Origin of the sequence: Roseiconus lacunae, from assembly GCF_008312935.1 — a bacterium.
Taxonomy (GTDB): domain Bacteria; phylum Planctomycetota; class Planctomycetia; order Pirellulales; family Pirellulaceae; genus Stieleria; species Stieleria lacunae.
In genome coordinates this window covers 337,627-356,865 of record NZ_VSZO01000079.1, presented here as the reverse complement: position 1 = coordinate 356,865, position 19,239 = coordinate 337,627, and the positions used below count along the sequence as shown (strand labels likewise).

The window sequence follows — 19,239 nt, the reverse complement described above, 5'->3', positions numbered from 1 at the left end:
GATCATGAACGCTCAATTTCGTCGGTTGCTCGCTGTCGGGATACTCTGCTTGCCGTGCGGAGTCTCTTCGGTCAGCGGACAACAATTCGAACCGGCAGACGAAGAGCCGGCAAAGCCGGCCGCGCCACCAAGCCTTCCGCCGGAACCAAGTTCCGCAGAAGAAGACGCGGAAGATGAATCAAAGAAGATGGACTTCGAGACGTTGTTGAATCGCGAAAAGCTTCCTAAAGACGAAGACGGAAAATCGCTGCCGAGTTGGCCCATCGAAACGTTGCAGCAGATTCTCAATGGCGAGATTCAACTGGAGGTCAATGGGACGAGTCTTCGACGGTTTGTTCAGATGCGAGGACGAGACGAGTCAGGAGCCCCAGCGATTGTGACAACACTCGCCCCGCAAACAGCTCGCTTCGCAGTAAAGCACTCCGTCGAGACTGTTCGAATCCAGATCATTCAAAAGATCGAGCAACAGCTCACGGACGTTAAAAAAGAACTCCTCGATGACAAACGCACCGACGAGCAATCGGTGATCCTCGACGACTTGCGATTTCTGTATCAACTGCGGTTTGATCTCGACACCGCCTATCAGGATTTGAAAGTCAGTGAGATTGAAACCCGGGCAAAGAAGCTGCGTGAGGAAATTGAACGGCGTGAGGCGGCGGTCGAAAAGTGGGTGGATGCCAAGATTACCTTGGACAAGATGAAAGCCGACGGGATTGATGTCGGCGGCGCGACTTTCCTGTTCACGCGGCCAGAGCTTTCCTCGTCATCAAGCTATCCAGCTCCGACGCGACTTGCGATTCCAACACACCCCGATCCCAATCAGGCAGTACCATCGCTGCCCACGTTTCAAGCACAATAGTGAATCGCAGCCGATAGGTTTAACGCTGGGACCATCGCCCACTCATTGAAGGTCGTGCAGTTTTTAACCACTGACTTAGCAGGCGCTTACGGCTTCATCCTCCCTCCAGGAAGGTCGCGGAGGAGCTTGCGACGACGCGGGGAGGGGTGATTCGTGATTCGATGCGACCGAGAGACGAAAGTTTGTTCGGCGATTCACCGTTCGACCTCCCCTCGCTGCACTCGACCCTTCTGCCAGGAGGGTGATAACCTAAAACTGCACGACCTCATTGGGGGAGGAACGCCGGAGAGTCTTCGCGGTTCGTACAAATGAACCAGAACGCCGGCTGGACGCTTGTCTTGGGCGTTTCTTCTCACGGGGGCCTTCTGCCCCCACGGCTTGATCGAGTTTTATGATGAGGGGGCGTCGTAAAGTGACCCCGTTTGCGGCTATCCTGTAGGACTTCGTCACAATCGACCTAGTCCATATTTCCGGACCCGAAACACGCCGATGTGCCCGGCTGACGAAGCGGGCGATGTTCTCGGCCACCGGACTGTCCGATTCCGTTCGAAGGTCGACCGTTCTAAACGTCGGTCCCCGAACGGACAGGGATCACAGATAACGCAGGATGTGAGTTGCCCGATCGGCGTTTTATTCCATCGCGTTGGTTAGCTTCGTGGATTTCCAGCAGTACTTCGGTAACGAGATTCCCCCCACCGACCACTATGTCTCGATTCTCGAGCATTGGGCCGGTCTGAGACCCGATTCAGTCGCGTTCATTTTTACGGACGTCGAAGAATTCGAGGTGAAAATCACGCATGCGCAACTGTGGCGTGAGGTCCGCGCGCTCGCCGGGCACTTGCAAAGCCGCTGTCGAATTCGCCCCGGCGATCGAGTGTTGCTGCTGTATCCGCCCGGCTTAGACTTTATTGTCGGCTTTTTTGCGTGCCACGCAGCCGGCGCCGTCGCCGTGCCGGCGTTCCCGCCGCGTCGGAATCGCAAGGCTTCGCGGATTCGTTCAATCGTCGTTGACGCCGGGGCCAAATGGGCCCTGACGACAAATCTACAAGCCGAGCAAATCGGGGGGAATGATCGCCCGGACGACTTGATGGGCGTCCAAATTCTCGGCACCGACGATCCGGCGTGCCGCAACCTGGATGCGTATCGCCGGCCGACGATCGACGGCGATACCCTTGCGGTGCTGCAATACACCTCTGGCTCGACTGGTTCGCCCAAGGGCGTCATGTTGACGCAACGGAATTTGCTGGCAAACGCCGAACTGATTTGGCACGCTTTCGAACCTCGGGCCAAGTCAATCGGGATCTCTTGGTTGCCGACGTATCACGACATGGGGTTGGTCGGCGGAATCTTGGTTCCTTTGTTCATCGGCTGTAACAACGTGTTGCTCAGCCCGATGACGTTCTTGCAACGTCCTTCCCGGTGGCTGCGGGCGATCTCAAAGTACGGCGGCACGATCACCGGCGGACCGAACTTTGCCTACCAGCTCTGCGTGGACAAAATTTCTGAAAGCGAAATGGAAGGCTTGGACCTCAGTTCGTTACAAATCGCGTTCAACGGTGCCGAGCCGATTCGGGCGGCGACGCTGGACGCCTTCCGCCGCAAGTTCGAACCGTACGGGTTTGACCCCGCGGCAAGTTTGCCGTGTTACGGGATGGCGGAAACGACGCTGATCGTCACCGGTGGACCGACGAACCCGCGGCCGATTCTTGAGTCGTTCGATCGAAGTGAATTGGATCACAAACGCGTCGTTCCACTGAAAGATGGCGACGCGGCGGCACGCAAACTGGTCGGCTGCGGTGAAGTCTTGCCATCGGAAACCGTGCTGATCGTCGATCCGGAAACGCGTGACGTCTTGGCCCCCGATGAGATCGGCGAAATCTGGGTCAGCAGCCCCTCGGTCGGCGCCGGCTACTACGGCCGAAAAGAAGCCACCGAACGAACGTTCCACGCAATGACTTCGGCAGGCGAGGGACCTTACCTGCGAACCGGTGACCTGGGCTTTCTTTATAACGGCCAACTTTACGTGTCCGGCCGTTTGAAGGACATGATTGTCGTTCGCGGCGTCAATCGTTACCCGCAAGATATCGAAGAAACCGTCGAACGGGCGAGCGACGTCGTTCAAGCCGGTGCCGTCGCCGCCTTTGCAATGGATCAGGACGGCCGCGAACAGTTAGCAATTGTCGCCGAAGTCGCGCGGCTGCGAGATATCGACTGGGACTCGCAAATTCAAGCGATCCGTCGTGCCGTGACCGATGAACACGAGCTTCCGCCAGACGCGGTGTTCTTGGTTCGTAACAGCAGCGTTCCGAAAACCAGTAGCGGAAAGATCCAGCGTCACGCGTGCTTGCATGCCGTTCGTGATAACGAGCTTAAGCTCATTGCCAAATGGGTACGCTGGGAAGAATCCTCTGGCGGTTCGTTCGCATCGGCAGATGCCCGTCCGATGATGCAAGCCGCGTCGGCTTCAGCCTCCTCGGTCAGCGAAGCCGACGTGAACCCATTGATCGTCCAAGCGATCCAGTATCACGTTCGATCGGTCGCTGGCGAACGTGCCAAGCAATTGACGCTAGGGACCAACATCGTACTAGATCTCGGACTGGATAGTCTCGAACGACTTGAAATCGCACGCAACTTGGAACGAACGTTCGGCGGTCGATTCCCCGAGCAGGTGCTGGACGAAATCGAAACAATCGGAGAAACCGCGATCGCGATCAGTCGCTACCTGCCTGCCGGTGCGGACGCCCGCGCCGAAGCGATGCTGGCGGGGAATGTCTCCGGCAACCACCAGCAAAATTCCGCTCCGGCTACCGCTCCCGTCGCTTCGCCAACGATCGCCGTCGAACCGGAAAGCCGCGTCGAAGATTTTGCCGAGTACCGTCGTCTGAAAGCCACGATGGAACAGATGAAGATGACGGGTGTTCCCAACCCGTACTTCACCGTCCACGACGGGATCGCATCGGACACCACCGTAGTCGACGGGACCAAGCTCATCAGTTTTGCGACGTACAACTATCTCGGCTTAAGCGGGCACCCGGCAGTCTCCGCCGCGGCCGCCGATGCGGTGAAAAAATACGGGACTAGCGTTTCGGCAAGCCGGCTGGTTTCCGGTGAAAAACCAATCCACCGTCAGCTCGAACAAACCATCGCGGATTTTGTCGGTGTCGATAACTCGATCTTGATGGTCGGTGGACACGCAACGAACGAAACAACGATCGGCCATTTGGTTGGCGAAGATGACTTGATTCTGCACGACTCTTTGTCGCACAACAGCATTGTTCAAGGTGCGCTTTTGTCGGGTGCGCGTCGGCGCCCGTTCCCGCACAACGATTTCAAGGCACTTGATCGAACGTTGCAAGAAGTTCGGTCGCAGTACCGCCGGGTGCTGATCATCATCGAAGGCGTTTACAGCATGGATGGTGACTTCAGCAACCTGCCTGAATTCATCACCGTCAAAAAACGCCACAACGCGATGCTGATGGTCGACGAGGCGCACAGTTTTGGCACGATGGGCCAAACCGGCCATGGGATGGCTGAGTTCTGGAACTGTGACGCTCGGGACGTCGACATTTGGATGGGCACACTCTCCAAGTCGGCCGCTTCTTGCGGCGGCTACATCGCGGGCAGTCACGCACTGGTGGAATACCTGCGATACACCGCGCCCGGGTTTGTCTTCAGCGTTGGAATGCCTCCGGCCCAAGTAGCGGCGGCCTTGGAGGCGCTGAAGACTTTGGAAAAGGAACCCGAACGCGTCGAGCGTTTACGTCATAACAGCGAACTATTTTTGAAACTTTGCCAAGACGCAGGATTGGACACCGGCGTCAGTGAAAAGACACCGGTCGTTCCAGTCATCACGGGCAACTCGCTCGTTGCGTTACGCTTGAGCAATCGTTTGAAAGGTGACGGAATCAACGTCCAGCCAATCCTGTATCCTGCGGTCGATGAATCCGCCGCGCGGCTGCGGTTCTTTATTACCAGCGAGCATACCGACGAACAAATTCGTTTGACGGTCGAGCGGACTGCGAAGCACCTCGCCGATCTCGGTTATGCCCCACAAGCGACCGCTCAATAGCGTTTCAAGAAAGTCCAGGCTGCTCTGGCAATGCCTGGTCTTTGGATTGCCGCATGGCGTTCGTCGCGTTTTCCTTGCAACAGCCACGCGAATGCCCATCGGCGGATAGGGCGACCAAAATTCTAAGATCCGCCGCCCATCGCGCTATTCGTTTTCGGGATCTTCTTTGGACGCGTTTGGTTCTGACGGCCCTGGCGTTGGAGCAAGATGGTTTGAATAAACCCGGGCGACATCGCCCATGTAATTCTTAGGGGCAAATTCAACGGACTGCTTTAAGTGTTGGCGAGCTTTGGGTAGATCGCCAACGGCATCGGCATAGAGCCCCAGGTAGAGATGACCATAGAACCGAGCCGAACGCCCACCCGAAGTTTTAACATCGACGGACTCCATTCGTTCAATCACCGGGTCCATATCCCCGTCATCAAGCAACTGCAAGATTTCTTTCATTGGGATTCGCGGGTCACCGGGTGCGGGAAGCAATAGCTTTTTTGCTTCTTGCGGCGACTTGGATTTCGCCACACAAAGAAAATGCCAAGCTGCGTTTTCGACGTCGTTCGGATTCACCTCTCGATGGATTTCAAACTGCTCGGCACCTTCGTCAAATTTTTTGTCAAAGTACAAGGCGATCCCCCGTTGCCAAAGATGAGGCTTGATGAAGGGCCGCATCTTGATCGTTTCGTCGAACAGCTCAATCGCCGGTTCGATTCTTCCGCTTCGCAGTAGCACGTCGGCCGCATAGCTTGTTTGCTGCATGGACTTCGGTTGGGACGCGGCTAATTTTTCGGCGGCACTGGCCGCTTCATCGAACTTCAGCTCGCGGAGGGCTTCGAAAGCCTCTTCGGCTAAGCGAGTTTGATCTTCCGTCGGCGGCTGGGCAAATACTGACACGCCGACGAAAAGAACCAATAAGACAAACAGCCCCAACTTTGTACCCATCATGATACTCCCAAATGGCAGCGAGTCAGACGAAGGCATCGGTACGACGAAAACTTCGGATGCAATTCCCCTGGAACCGCTTCGCAGTATTCGCCGGAACGAACGCTACGTTCACGGAGTGAAAGTCGACAATAGAAAATCAACAGGCTGCTAAGGGGCGACAACTTCTAAAAGCTCAATCGCGGGTTCACCATCACAGTAGATCAGTGCGGTTCGTCCGTAGAGAGTCTGGCCTTCGCTTGCATCGAGCAGTGACGCCAATGCGGGACCTGCGGTGATTTCCCAAAGTCCACAAAGCTGGACTTCCCGGAGAACATTGTGCTCAATCAAGACCCGGCCCAGGGGGATCGTGCGTGATTCGATCTGTCGCCAAACTTCGGGATCGAGCGTTTGAATATTTAATCGAACGATACCGTACTGGACGACCTTGCCTGACTTCGATGTCTTCAACGTAATTTCACGGCTGTACCAATCACCATCAACGTTCGTAGTCCGGTGATAGCGATGAACCACGACGTCGACACTTTCACCATGATGTGACTCAACCGTCACGGTCATGTGTTCGTTGTGATTGAGCAGTTCGTTGTAGGGCGACGGTAGATCACTCGCCGCCTTGCACCGCCCGAGATCTTCAAACCCCGTCTCTGCATCGTAGAACTCCGCGAGAAGCGTTTCGATTTTGACGTCGGCGTCTTCTTGTGACAAATCGGTAGTCATGGTCGGAGCTGGTCTGGGAGAAGTAACGATTTAGCGGATAACGTTCGATCGCATCATCAGACGAATACGAATCCTAGCGATCGACGCTGAACTAATTTTCTTATGGCCCTACGCGGTCGGGGCGACAATGCCGAGCGACACGACCGAAGGTGTTTTGATTTCGGGACGTTCCAAAACGGTGTCGACCAAGAAATACAGCAAACGCCTGAAAGCGTCTGGTTGCAGCGAATCGGCGACCGCTTCGGCACGCTCCTGGTGCTTGTCGACCAAGCGGAAAGCGGTCTCGAAGACGCCGGCTTGTTCGTACAAACGTCGGACTTCGGAAAGCCTCGCTTGGTTGCTGACACCACAGTCGGGATCGGCCAAGTGCATTAAACGTGCTTTCGCGTCGTCATCGAGCGTTTGTAATGCGAGCGCCCAAAGCAGCGTGGGCCGACCGCCGAATGTATCTCCACCGGCGGCGAGCTTATTGTCGTCATCGCCTGCGAAATCACCGAGGTCGTTTAGGATCTGAAAGGCGACGCCCAGGTTTCGACTGAACGTCCGAATTGCCTGACGATATTCTTCGACCGATTCCTCGCTGACGCTTTCTCCATCCTTTTGCATTCCCAGACGCACTCCGCTGAAGAGTGCCGCTTCGAAGGCCGGCGACGTCTTCAAGGCGTAGATCTTCAGTGCGTCGAGAGGCGAGAGTTTTCGATCCGCGGCGTCGCGCCAAATCAGCTCGGCGCCTTGGCCTTCACCGAGACGCGTGTGGGCCGCGGCCAAACAATCGAGTACGTCGAGTTGCGCCGAGGCGTCGGCCCCCTTCATCGCCGATCGATCACTGATCAATCGGTAGCCCATGCCAACCAGGTAGTCGCCAACGTTGATCGCCGTCGGGATACCGAATTCTTTGTGCAGCGCCGGTTGTCCGTAGCGGAAGCCGTCGTCGTCTTCGATGTCATCGTGAACGAGGCTTGCTTTGTGAAAGGTTTCGATACTGAGTGCCGATCGTAACACCGCCGGTGGAATGTTTTTGACCGCTTCTGCTCCGGCCGTGCTGGTGCAATCACCGCCGGTCATCGCGTCATAAGCCGCCATTGTGATGAACGGTCGTGAGTGCTTTCCGCCACGGGTCAGGAAGTCATACGCGATGTGTTCGGTCGCTTCGATCGCGTCCATTGCGGCTACCTTGGCGGCATTCAATTGGCCATCGCCGAACGGCGCGGTCCCACGGGTGCGTGGGACGACTGATTCCAGACGCTCCGATTCAAACAAGTCCCCCGCGGCACGCATCAAGTGAACGTAACTGCGAGTCTGCTGTTGCGCCGGTTCATACGGCGTGCGAATCATTTGGTCGACCCATGGTTCGTCGACCCGCGTGTTCCGGCAATCGCTGCTCAGCAGCGGCACCGCCATGCAGGGAATGCCCGCCAACAAGACTTTATCAATCGCCTTTTCAAGCACATTTAAACAGGCGACTCCGACGACGGCATCGACGTAGCCACCGACGATGATTTTTAGGACCACCGGCGAGCCTTCGGCAACCAAAACACGGTAGCCCATTTCCTCGGCGATGCCACGAAAGTCTGCGATGCTACACGCACCACACTCTTTGCAGTTCATGCCGAATTCGTCATAGTCGGCGGGGCAACCCTCGGCATGTTTTAGACAATGCGGCAACAGAAACAGTCGTCGTTCCGGGGGGATCGACTTCAGCTCATGGCGCCAGAATGCCGAGCTGATCATCACCATCATCCAGCCCAAGTAGGCTTCGGGCAGGTCGGCTTCTTCGAGGGTACGCCGGGCAACCTGTTCGAGTTCGTCCTTGGTCATCGGGACGGATCGATCGATGCGATCGGCAACTTGTTCGCAGCGATCGCGCAGGCTTTCCCGCAAGGCGAGCGACTCGGGAACGTCCTTCAAATGACTGGTCTTGCGACGACGGCTTTTGTTGCCAGTTGTCTGATTGCCAGCGGTCGGCGCGCTATCCTGGCCGGCGTTGGTTTCGGTGGAGCTAAATCCTGTCGACAAACCGAATCCCCTGGTCAAAGGTAGATGGGCGGAGGTGTGGGATCATTGAGGTAGGACTGGCCATTGGCCTGCCGATCAAGTCGGGCGTTCGTTCACTTTGGCCAGTGATGATTGATTTCTGTTTCCGTTGCCCGCAGGAATTTCCCCAATGCGGTCGTCGCAAAAATCAATGGGTACAGCCGCTCGTGGTACCAAAGCTTCGCGAAATAAAATCCAATCGGCCAAGCAACCTCGTGCCGTCGGTCGCGAACACTTTGCACCAAGAATTCGACTCCACGTAGTATAGCCTCGATCACCGGCTCGTTCCCAGCGGCAACCACTTGCCCGCCGACAAGGTTGTTTCGCTTGCCAGGAAGCTCACCGCCAGTCACTTCAACGACTCGATTACTGGACGATACGCCCTTTTCTAACACCTGAGCCCCGGAATTGGACCGTTGAAACGGTTGTTCGCCGTCGTTTTCGACAGATCTTAGTTGCAACAACACCGCAGCCAACGCTTCCACCGCGAGCGCTGTTTCTTCGACGCTGCTGGTGATTTCGTGCGAAAACTTTGGATCGATTTCTCGCATTTCTGGATCCGATTTGGCAAGCTTGGCGATCTTTTCGGAGAGCGATTGGCCGCCCCCCCAACCACCATCGGCGTTTTGCTGGCGGATTAGAAAGTCGACCCCCTTGTCTCGGCGGCTCGAACAGACCGCACCGGCGACTAAAACCTTGGCCGTACCATAGATTGGATTGGATTCGTCTTCGCGGTCCTGGTTGCCAAACCACAGCGGTAACCAGGCTCCGCTGACCTGTTGCTCGCGTTCGAGAAAACGAATGCCGGATCGAATCGCGACGCGATCCTTGTCGGCCGCCGCTTGGTGATCGATCGAGCGAATCGCACGAATCGCGTGGGCCGTTAAATCGGTGCTGCTACGATCGAAAGGCAGCTTTCCCCAGCCTCGGCAAAACGTCGGCCAACCACCATTTCGATTTTGCAGACGTCGCAGCCATGATTCACCCTGACGGACCGCCTGATCCAATTTTTCGATTCGAGCGGCATCGGCAAAGCGACGCATACACCCCAAAGCAAGGATCGCAGCCGGCGTGTCATCACTGTCGGGCACCGCGCCTGTCAAATCAGTCCAGCCCCAGCCCCCCGGCTCGGCCCCGGTGAACGGGTGACGCTCTTGGTGCTGACAACCCAAATGCCAATCCAACAGCTCGTCGCTGTACCAATCGCCATTGTCTTCGGGATCGGATGCAAGCGCGTGAACCGAAAGTGATGTGACCCAAGTTGCTAAGTTGGTATCGATCGGCCAGCTTCCGTCGTCCAGAATCGAGGCTTGCAAAAACTTCAGCCCTTCGTCGACCACTTGCAAACCACTACGACCTGTCGCCGCAAGACTCATCACCACAAACGCGGTTAGAGGGGTCGCTTCGAGATAGCCGCCACTTTCGGGTTGCATTCGTCGCAGGACACGCAGGGTTCGACCGATTGACATCGATCGGAGCAACCGCAGCGGGAACACCGTTTTTCGGCCTAGGAAATGCCTCGCTTGTCCGATCGCGACGAGCGCCGGAATCGCGTAACTAACGACCGGCATCTGCAGAAAACGGTACATTGACTGCGGGAAGATCGCCGCTTCAAAAGGAAGTGCCGCGACATCGTCCCAGGAGATCAGTCCCGCGATCGCCATGTTGTTCATGATGGGGACGACGAACGTCTTGTCTTTGCCATAGCGTGCGCGCAAGCCATTCAGTCGCCCGCTCCGATCGAGGTACCCATTCAAGCGTTCGAGTTGTCCAGGGTCGAGTGCATCGAATCCCCGCTTGTCAGCGAGCGTGGACGCGGCAAGCACGAGGTAGCTTGTCGCAATGTTCGAATGGCTGCGATCGGTATCGCCGAAACCGCCATCGGTGTTTTGTTGGCGGCGCAGATAGTCCATCCCACGACGAATCAATTGCCGAAGCGACACGCTTGATCGGTCGACGGATGCTTTGGGGTGAGTTTCGCGATCCGCAAGTACCGCGCACATCGCGCTAACTGCCGTCGCGGTCGACAGGGCACTCGGTGATAACGTCCCCGTCCAGTGACCGTCCTCCTGTCGTGCCTCAAGCAACTGCCGCCGCAAACGATCCAACGCCCACCGCGCCTGCGAGCGAGCGATTTCGACCGGTGTGCTAGCTGGGGGGGAAAGAGACAACGTCGCTTCGTCGTAAGGATCTAAAGGGAGAGTCTGTTCATCGCCCTTCGCGGGGCGAAGTGAGCGACAAACCGGCCGTTACTTTTTTCGCCCGAAAGGCTGCTTTCTAGCGTAACCGATTCGGGATCGTCCACTATCGATGGTAATGATCAACTCCGAAAAAAACACGCCACATCACGCTAACACTCAGGGGGCGAGACAGGACCGTGGACCTTCAATCGAAAACGTGGATCATTGATCAAGAACTTTGAAATTGTTAGGCTCTGAGTTGCCTCCGTCCGCTTCCGCTCCGATGCAGATTTTGCAACCGGGGCGTCTGTTTCAGCGGTTTTCGCGGGACCTCACCCCTTTACCGATTTGCAATCAACCAACGTGATCGCACCAAACCTCGCCTCGCAGCTTCCCGACGACCAGCGGATCGTCATCACCGGGATCGGACTGACGTCACCCAACGGCAACGATTGGCAGACTTATCGAGAGGCTTTGTTGGAGAAACGTAGCGGCGTCCAGCCCTATGAAATCCGTTACTTCGGCAAAACCTTGGCCGGGATCTGTGATTTTGATACACGTCGCTACCAGACCAAAAAAGACGTCCGTCGTGGCACCCGTGCCGGCAGTGTGGGGGTCTATGCGGCCAACGAGGCCCTCGTTCATTCGGGAATTGACTGGGAAAAAGTCGACAAGTCTCGCGTCGGAATCTACGTGGGCGTGACCGAACATGGAAACGTTGAAACGGAAAACGAAATCTACGTGATCAAAGGTTTCGACTACGACACGAGCTGCTGGTCCCACCACCACAACCCACGAACGGTCGCCAATAACCCGGCCGGGGAAATCGCGCTCAACCTTGGTGTGACGGGGCCTCACTACACCATCGGGGCGGCATGCGCCGCCGGAAACGCCGGGCTGATCCAGGGCGCCCAGATGCTACGATTGAATGAATGCGACGTGGCGATCGCCGGGGGGACCAGTGAGAGCATCCATACCTTCGGGATCTTCGCCAGCTTCAACAGTCAAAATGCGCTCGCGAACCACGATGACCCGACCAAGGCGTCGCGACCGTTTGATGTCGCCCGCAGCGGTATCGTGGTCGCCGAAGGTGGCTGCCTTTATACGCTTGAACGCCTCAGTGACGCCAAACGCCGGGGGGCAGAAATCTATGGTGAGCTGGTCGGTTACGCGATGAATACCGATGCGACCGATTTCGTGTTGCCCAATCCAGACCGACAAGCCGAATGCGTGCAGATGGCGCTCAAGCGAGCAGGCCTGCAACCCGACCAAATCGACATCGTTAGCACCCACGCGACGGGAACTAGTAGCGGTGATATGCAGGAATGCAAGGCCTTACGCAGTGTCTTTGGCGAATGCGAGAACGTTCGGATCAACAACACCAAGAGCTACATTGGCCACGCGATGGGTGCCGCAGGGGCACTTGAATTAGCCGGTAATCTTCCTGCATTCGACGATGGAGTGGTCCACCCGACGATCAACGTCGATGAACTCGACGAAAACTGTGCGCTGCCCGGCTTGGTGCTCAACGAAGCTCAAGAGGGCCGCAAAGTCGACTACATCCTGAACAACTCCTTTGGAATGTTGGGAATCAACTCGGTCGTCATCATCGGACGCGTTTAGACCTTCTGGCCCGATAGCATTCGAAGTAATGCGGCTGGTGATCCGTGGCGACGAAATGTCGGATTCACCGCATCAGCCGACGAGCGTTAGCCCGTTATTGCACCGAAACCGTGGCTATTGCCAATCGCCTAATCCTAATGTTAGAGGTTGACGAAGCACTCGCCGAGCCGCGTTTCCCCCCTGATTTTCTGCTGGTGTTCCGGGTCATTGATCGTTCTGGGGCGTCGATCGAGTTGAAGGGCGACAAGCGATGAGCCTCCCACCGTTTCGCCCAAAGGACGCCTTCGCGACGCGGCCGAGACATTCCCGAGACATCGACGAAACATCGGCAAGATTGACAGAAATTCTGTCCCCGCAGGCACTTCGAAATTCGTGCCGAAATCGGTACACTCCCACTTTGACAAGTCAATTTCCGCGTTCCACCTCCTTTTCTAGCAGACATGACGCCAGCCGAAATCCGCGAAGAAATCATTGACATTCTCGAAGACATTTCGCCGGACGAAGATCTGGATGATTTGAAAGACGACGTTGCCTTCCGCGAGCAACTCGAACTCGACAGCATGGACTTTCTGGACATCGTGATGGAATTGCGTAAGCGTCACCGTGTTCAAATCCCCGAAGAGGACTACGGTGCTTTGGCGAGCATGAGCTCGACCGTTGAGTACCTTGAACCCAAGATGCGCGACATCGTCAAGTCGTAGCGTCCACCGTTATCTCTACCACCCTGCAATCCGCTGTGATCGAATCCGCCGGCAATCAGCACTACGATACGATCATCATCGGGGCTGGCATGAGTGGGCTAGCCGCAGGCATCCGGCTGGCCCATTACGACCAACGGGTTTGCATTCTCGAACGCCACTACACCATTGGCGGTTTGAACTCGTTCTATCGCATGGGCGGACGTGACTACGACGTTGGCCTTCACGCGATGACGAACTTCGCCCGCAAGGGATCGAAGAAAGGGCCGCTGGCAAAACTGATTCGGCAGTTGCGATTTAGCTGGGAAGATTTCAAGCTTGCCGAACAGGTTGGTTCGTCGATTCGCTTTCCCGGTGTCTCGCTGGACTTCAGCAACGACGCCGAGCTTCTTGAGAACGAGGTCGCCGAACGCTTTCCCACACAGATCGATGGCTACCGTTCGCTGTGTCAGTCACTGTTGGACTATTCGGACATGGACGGCGGTGACGAGCGTTTTATGCGGTCGGCTCGCGACGTCATGGGTGAACATCTCAGCGATCCGCTGCTGATCGAAATGCTGCTCTGCCCACTGATGTGGTACGGAAACGCCCGCGAAGACGACATGGACTTCGGGCAGTTCTGCATCATGTTTCGCGCCTGCTATCTGGAAGGATTCGGACGGCCATTCAAAGGCGTACGCGTCATTTTGAAGAATCTTGTTCGTAAATTCCGAGGCCTCGGCGGCGAACTTAAATTACGTAGCGGTGTCTCTAAGATTCATGTCGAAAACGGTCGTGCCGTCGGCGTCGTCTTGGACAATGGCACAGAACTGACCGCCAATCGAATCCTGTCGTCTGCCGGAAATGTCGAAACGATGCGGTTGTGCGACGACATTACCGAGGTTGAAGTCGCCAAGGCGGGCAAACTGTCGTTCATCGAGTCGATTTCGATTTTAGATCGGATGCCAAAGTCATTCGGGTTTGATCGCACAATCGTGTTCTACAATGACAGCGATACATTTCACTGGAAACGTCCCGACGATGCTCTTTGCGATGCACGAACCGGTGTGATTTGCTCACCCAACAATTACATCTACGAGCCCGACGAAGGCGAATTGCCCGATGGCGTCATCCGGATCACAACGCTTGCCAACCACGATCAGTGGTGCGCCCTGCCGGAAGACCACTACGCCGCCGAGAAAGTTCGCCAGTACGACGCGGCCGTAAATTCATCGGTTCGCTTTATGCCCGATTTTCGTCAGTATGTAGTCGATACCGATGTCTTCACCCCGAAAACCATTCGGCGATTTACGTGGCATGACAACGGTGCCGTCTACGGTGCACCCGACAAGCAGCTTGACGGAACCACACACTTGCCTAACGTATTTTTGTGCGGGACCGATCAAGGATTTGTTGGGATCGTCGGGGCTATCGTCAGTGGGATCAGCATGGCCAATCGCCACTGCCTGATGCCGTAATCCTGCCTGATGCCTTAGTATCAGACGGCGAATCACTGGCAGACGCGACACAAAGGCTTTGTTCCTACCAATAACTTTGGGTGCACTTCATTCGCCGAGTGGCAATCGTCCCATCGCTGCTGATTAACCTCGGCGAACGTTCGGGTCCCTAAACCCGACCTGGAACGATGCACAAAGTGATGAGGGTCGCCTTGAAAACAAACACTGACACGCGGCAACGAGCCGATCATTGGCCTACGCAATCGCGGCCATTCGTGCGATCGAACGCCCTGTTTCTGCATCACCACTAACTTAAGAGTCGGCACACTCCGAAAGAGATGGCGAAGAAGCGGTCCAAGAACAAGCCGTCAAGAGTCCAGTTTCGCAAGCGTTATCAAGGACGCGTGCGTGACGGTGACTTGACCCGCCAGTTCAACTCCGGTGAAACCGAGTCGCTAGCCGATGCGGTAAAGAATGAACGGGTCAGTGGCAAAGGCGAGTTGACGCGTAAGAGAACCGTTGCCGGGGCGAACGCCGATCGTCCTACCGAAGCGGACGACAAAGAAGACCCCACTCTGATCTCAGGACGCGTTATTTGCGCCCATGGATTGAGTAATACCGTACTGGCCGACGATGGCCGACGATTCGATTGTGCCATTCGTCAAGTGCTCAAGTCGATCAGCATCGAAGGACGCGGCACGGTTGTCGCCGGTGACCGTGTTCGCTTTCGCGCCGAAAGCGAAGATACGGGCATGATCGAGTTTGTCGCCCCGCGTCATGGTGTCATCAGCCGTCAAAGTCGTGGTCAACAACACATCATCGCCGCCAACGTTGACCATTTACTGATCGTGACCAGCGCGGCAGAACCGTCGCTCAAACCGGCGCTCGTCGATCGGTTCTTGTTGACCGCACAACAATGTGGGGTCAACCCGGTCATCGTGATCAACAAGTGCGACCTGATTGACTGTCGAAAGTTACAGCCCTTGATCGGCGTGTACGCGTCGTTGGGCTACCGCGTGTTGTTGACCAGCGCCGAACGTGGCATCAACATCGAGTACTTACGGGAGCTCCTACGTGGCAAGCAGACCGCATTATCGGGGCAAAGTGGAGTCGGCAAAAGCAGCTTGCTCAATGCCGTTCAGCCAGGGCTTGGGCTGGCCGTTGCTTCGGTTAGCCAGGACAACCAGAAAGGCAGGCACACGACGACCACGTCAACGCTGATTCCACTGCAAGGTGACGCGACCGGTGCCGTCTTTGATACGCCAGGGATTCGGCAGTTCCAGCTTTGGGATATCACCGCCGAGGAAGTTGCCGGACTAATGCCAGACCTGAGACCCCATGTCGGTCATTGCCGCTATTCAAACTGCTTACACCTGACCGAAGACGACTGCGCCGTCAAAGACGCCGTTGCCGACGGCAAGATCGATCCACGACGCTACGATTCGTATTGCCATTTGCTCGAAGACGATTTATTGCTGTCGCGATAGCGATACCGCGTTGCGACGAGCTTCGTCAGCATGATTTCCATCACGCACCGCCAAGATCGCAGTGTCAGCGTCTTTGCGCTTCAACTCTCCCCGAAGGTGTCGAAACGAACCGCGGTTCTACAAGCTGGCATTCAGCGTTTCAATCGGGCTACTTGTCGATCCCGGCGAGATTCCAGACTCGCACGGTACCGTCGCGGCCACTGGTAGCAATTTGGTACCGACTTTGGTCGAGCGAAACATCGTGGACAGCGGACTCGTGACCGCTGAGTGACGAAATTAGCTCTTTCGTATCGAGGTCCCAAATTCGGCAGGTTCCGTCATTGCCGCCGACGACCGCATGGCTTCCATCGGCACAAAACGAAACGCTCCAATTGTCACCGCCGGACTCATCGGTCAGTGAGTACTCCTTTTCACCGGTCGCGGTATTCCACATGAACAATGACTTTCCCCATCCAACCGTGGCAAGCAAACTATCCTTGGGAGCGAATTCGACGTCGTAGATCGGGCCGGGATGGCCGTGCATAGTTTGACGGCTTTCCAACGTCTCGGCATCATAAACACGAACTTCCTTGTCGCTTCCGACGGTTGCGATTAGCCGCCCGTCACCCGACCAAGCCACGGAGAAGATTGAACCTTCTTGCGACGTCGTCAGGATCTCGTCGCCGGTTTCGATACTCCAGATGTGAACCAATCCATCCCGGTCACCGGCAACGACTTTATCCCCGTCTGGTGAAAAGGCTACTTTGCGGACCGACGAACTGGCTTTCCATTCATGGACCGGTTCAAGCGAATCGGCATCCCAGAGCTTGACCATACCATCGTCTCCGCTGGTCGCGACCAAGCGTTTGGTGGGGTGGAACTGAATCGTCCAGGCGATGCCGCGATGAGCTTCAAAGCTGCGTAGGACCTTTTGAGTTTTCACATCCCACAGCCGCACGCTGCCGTCTTCAATGGCTGTCGCAACACGCTCACCGATGGGATCGAAGTCAACCGACCAAACGGTACCAGGATTCCCGGGCAGCACCACAGATGGAAAATCTTGGCTGACGCGATCGGGTGCCACTTCACCACCGTTAAGCCAAAAACCAACGGCCAAAATCAAACTCGCAACGCCTACTAACCCGGCTGCCCAGGCGGCACGAAGCGTGTTCCGAGAGACCAATCGGTGCGTCCCACTGCCACGAAGTTTCCTTGCTGTCGTCGAACCAATGGACGGGACCTGCAGCGGCGAAATGGGCGCCAGTGACGACACGATCTCCGCTAAAGTCTCGGCGACAAACGCCGCAGACTCAGGCCGCCGAGCTGGGTTTTTCTCCAACAGCGCCATGATCAATTCAGAGAGTGTCGAATTGATAGCGGGGTTCAGCTTCGATGGCGCCGCCGGCGTTTCGTCCATAATTCGCTTCATCACGCCAACGATCGAAGGCGCTTCGAAAGGTGACGTACCGGTCGTCATTTCATACATCACCGCACCGAGCGAAAACAGATCACTACGCTCGTCGGTGGTTCCCCCGGTCGCTTGCTCGGGCGACATATACAGCGGCGTGCCGGTCACCATGCCGGTCTTGGTCAAGCGAACATCGTCGGTGGCGCGGGCCAATCCAAAATCGGTCAGCTTGACGCGGGTCGTTTTTTGTTCCAGCAAGATGTTGGCAGGTTTGATGTCCCGATGAACCATGTCGCGTTCATGGGCGGCGGCCAAGCCGGCGGCGATTTGCATGGCGATCCGAGCGGCCTCGTTCTGCGGCAATGGCTTGGAATCCGCCAGGCGTTTCTCAAGTGTTTCGCCTTCGATGTATTGCATCACCAAGAATGCCAAGCCGCCATCGTCTTCTTTGGCGACATTATGCATCGCCACGACGTGTTCGTGAGAGATTGCGGCGGCAGCACGTGCTTCGCGGCAAAACCGCTTGCGTGCCAACTCGTTCTTGTCGTACTCCGGATTAAGCACCTTGATGGCGACCGTCCGGTGCAGGTGGGTATCAAACGCTTCGAGCACGATTCCCATTCCGCCGCGACCGATCACCCGGGCGATTTCGAAATGATTCAACCGTCCAATGTAAGCTGGATCGTCGGAAGGCCTAAGAAATGAAAGATTGGGGACTGCCGGAGTTTCAACCGTCGGTCCGGGATCAGAATCGTTCGTTTGCTCTGAACCCGTCGCCTTTTTGACTTCGACCGAAGTGTCGTGAATCGGCGCGACGTAGGACTCGTCGCTCGATGCGGGATCCCCGTGATCGACACCCTCGTGATCGGCGACGGGGTTGGGGTCAAATTGACGCGACACACGATGGACCGCCTTCCAGTACGCCGAGTCACTTGGCGGAGGGGCAGTCACATCCTGGCCGACCAAAGCTTCGATCGGCACATCAACTTCCTGTTTCAATTCGCCGATCGCGATTTGCTCGATCACAAATTGGCAATCGATGCAGTACCCAACGTGTTCGGTTGTGCTTGCCAACAAGTCGCCTTTGAGCTGGCCGTTGACGAGAGCTTCGAGCACATCACGCGGAGGACAAGTGGAGACACTCATGCTAAGTCCCCTTCCTCTTGTTGCAGTTTCTTAATTTCGGCACGCAAGCGAGCCGTCACGCGACTCTTGGCCACATAAATCGCCCCCGTCGTCATCGATAACTCCTCTGCCGCCTCGGCCGCCGAACGTCCTTCGACCGCAGTGATTCGGAAGGCCGACCAAGTCTTGGGGTCGGAGTTTTCCTCGACTCGGCTCATTGCCGATGCCGCCAACGACCGCAAATGCTCGAGCTCCCATTGCTCAGCCAACTCGTTTCGCTCGTCCGCCGCCTGGGAGAGCAATTCAAGTTGTGCCGTGTCGTTGGCCGTATTGCCGGCCGTCTTCTTTTGTTTTTCGAAGTAGGTGTACAGGCGATTGCGAGTGATTGTGAATAACCACGCCCGAAACCCACCCTTCTCTTTGTCGTATTCCAATTTTCCGATTGCCATCCCCACGCGTCGAAACACGTCCTGAACGATGTCTGCAGCATCGGCATCCTGTAGGCCCCGACTGCGTACAAACCGGTACAACATCGGGCCGTAATCGCGCAGGAAGTCTTCCCACGCTTCATAATCATTCGCATCGCGCAATCGCATCAACAGCGTCGCGCGTGTGACTGGGGAGTCGGTCACCCTATAGTCGTCTCGGCTCGAGGATCGCCAACCCGGTGAGCCTCAGCGGCGCCGCA

13 protein-coding genes are annotated in these 19,239 nt (G+C 56.4%); 7 read left to right on the top strand and 6 right to left on the bottom strand.

Features of this window, described 5'->3' with window-relative positions; all coding sequences use genetic code 11:
- Positions 1-4 precede the first annotated feature (4 nt).
- Complete coding sequence (locus FYC48_RS26940; RefSeq protein ID WP_149499883.1) at positions 5-859, top strand: hypothetical protein; 855 nt, start codon at positions 5-7, stop codon at positions 857-859.
- Between the two features lie 655 nt (positions 860-1,514).
- Positions 1,515-4,928, top strand: a complete 3,414-nt coding sequence (locus FYC48_RS26935) for an aminotransferase class I/II-fold pyridoxal phosphate-dependent enzyme (RefSeq protein ID WP_149499882.1) — start codon at positions 1,515-1,517, stop codon at positions 4,926-4,928.
- Between the two features lie 144 nt (positions 4,929-5,072).
- Here the strand turns inward: FYC48_RS26935 and FYC48_RS26930 are convergent, their stop codons facing one another.
- Positions 5,073-5,864 (bottom strand): tetratricopeptide repeat protein, encoded by a 792-nt coding sequence (locus tag FYC48_RS26930; protein WP_160149793.1) that lies wholly within the window; start codon positions 5,862-5,864, stop codon positions 5,073-5,075.
- A 1-nt stretch (position 5,865) separates the two neighbouring features.
- Here FYC48_RS26930 and FYC48_RS28040 point away from each other — a divergent pair, with 1 nt between their 5' ends.
- Positions 5,866-6,018 (top strand): hypothetical protein, encoded by a 153-nt coding sequence (locus tag FYC48_RS28040; RefSeq protein WP_160149792.1) that lies wholly within the window; start codon positions 5,866-5,868, stop codon positions 6,016-6,018.
- Here FYC48_RS28040 and FYC48_RS26925 read toward each other — a convergent pair.
- The 3 genes from FYC48_RS26925 to FYC48_RS26915 all read right to left on the bottom strand — a co-directional run bounded on the left by FYC48_RS26925 (position 6,015) and on the right by FYC48_RS26915 (position 10,786).
- Positions 6,015-6,581: a hypothetical protein gene (locus tag FYC48_RS26925; RefSeq protein WP_149499880.1), complete on the bottom strand. Its 567-nt coding sequence runs from the start codon at positions 6,579-6,581 to the stop codon at positions 6,015-6,017. The two genes, FYC48_RS28040 and FYC48_RS26925, sit on opposite strands and share 4 nt — an antisense overlap.
- 108 nt (positions 6,582-6,689) lie before the next feature.
- Entirely contained in the window at positions 6,690-8,597 is a 1,908-nt protein-coding gene (locus tag FYC48_RS26920) for a DUF116 domain-containing protein (protein WP_149499879.1), read from the bottom strand.
- Between the two features lie 92 nt (positions 8,598-8,689).
- Positions 8,690-10,786 carry a prenyltransferase/squalene oxidase repeat-containing protein gene (locus tag FYC48_RS26915; protein WP_315853789.1) on the bottom strand — a complete coding sequence of 699 codons (2,097 nt, stop codon included), beginning with the start codon at positions 10,784-10,786 and terminating at the stop codon, positions 8,690-8,692.
- Between the two features lie 372 nt (positions 10,787-11,158).
- Between FYC48_RS26915 and FYC48_RS26910 the strand changes: the two genes are divergently transcribed.
- The 4 genes from FYC48_RS26910 to rsgA all read left to right on the top strand — a co-directional run bounded on the left by FYC48_RS26910 (position 11,159) and on the right by rsgA (position 16,039).
- Complete coding sequence (locus tag FYC48_RS26910; protein ID WP_149499878.1) at positions 11,159-12,418, top strand: beta-ketoacyl-[acyl-carrier-protein] synthase family protein; 1,260 nt, start codon at positions 11,159-11,161, stop codon at positions 12,416-12,418.
- A gap of 440 nt (positions 12,419-12,858) precedes the next feature.
- Positions 12,859-13,119 carry an acyl carrier protein gene (locus FYC48_RS26905; RefSeq protein ID WP_094417503.1) on the top strand — a complete coding sequence of 87 codons (261 nt, stop codon included), beginning with the start codon at positions 12,859-12,861 and terminating at the stop codon, positions 13,117-13,119.
- 35 nt (positions 13,120-13,154) lie between these two features.
- Positions 13,155-14,573 carry a phytoene desaturase family protein gene (locus FYC48_RS26900; protein ID WP_230776696.1) on the top strand — a complete coding sequence of 473 codons (1,419 nt, stop codon included), beginning with the start codon at positions 13,155-13,157 and terminating at the stop codon, positions 14,571-14,573.
- Between the two features lie 317 nt (positions 14,574-14,890).
- Complete coding sequence (gene rsgA / locus FYC48_RS26895) at positions 14,891-16,039, top strand: ribosome small subunit-dependent GTPase A (RefSeq protein ID WP_149499877.1); 1,149 nt, start codon at positions 14,891-14,893, stop codon at positions 16,037-16,039.
- A gap of 148 nt (positions 16,040-16,187) precedes the next feature.
- On the opposite strand, the gene FYC48_RS26890 is transcribed toward rsgA, so the two are convergent.
- Positions 16,188-18,572 (bottom strand): WD40 repeat domain-containing serine/threonine protein kinase, encoded by a 2,385-nt coding sequence (locus FYC48_RS26890; RefSeq protein ID WP_149499876.1) that lies wholly within the window; start codon positions 18,570-18,572, stop codon positions 16,188-16,190.
- Positions 18,569-19,183, bottom strand: a complete 615-nt coding sequence (locus FYC48_RS26885; protein ID WP_200836713.1) for an RNA polymerase sigma factor — start codon at positions 19,181-19,183, stop codon at positions 18,569-18,571. Before FYC48_RS26885 ends, FYC48_RS26890 begins: the two co-directional genes overlap by 4 nt.
- Positions 19,184-19,239 lie beyond the last annotated feature (56 nt).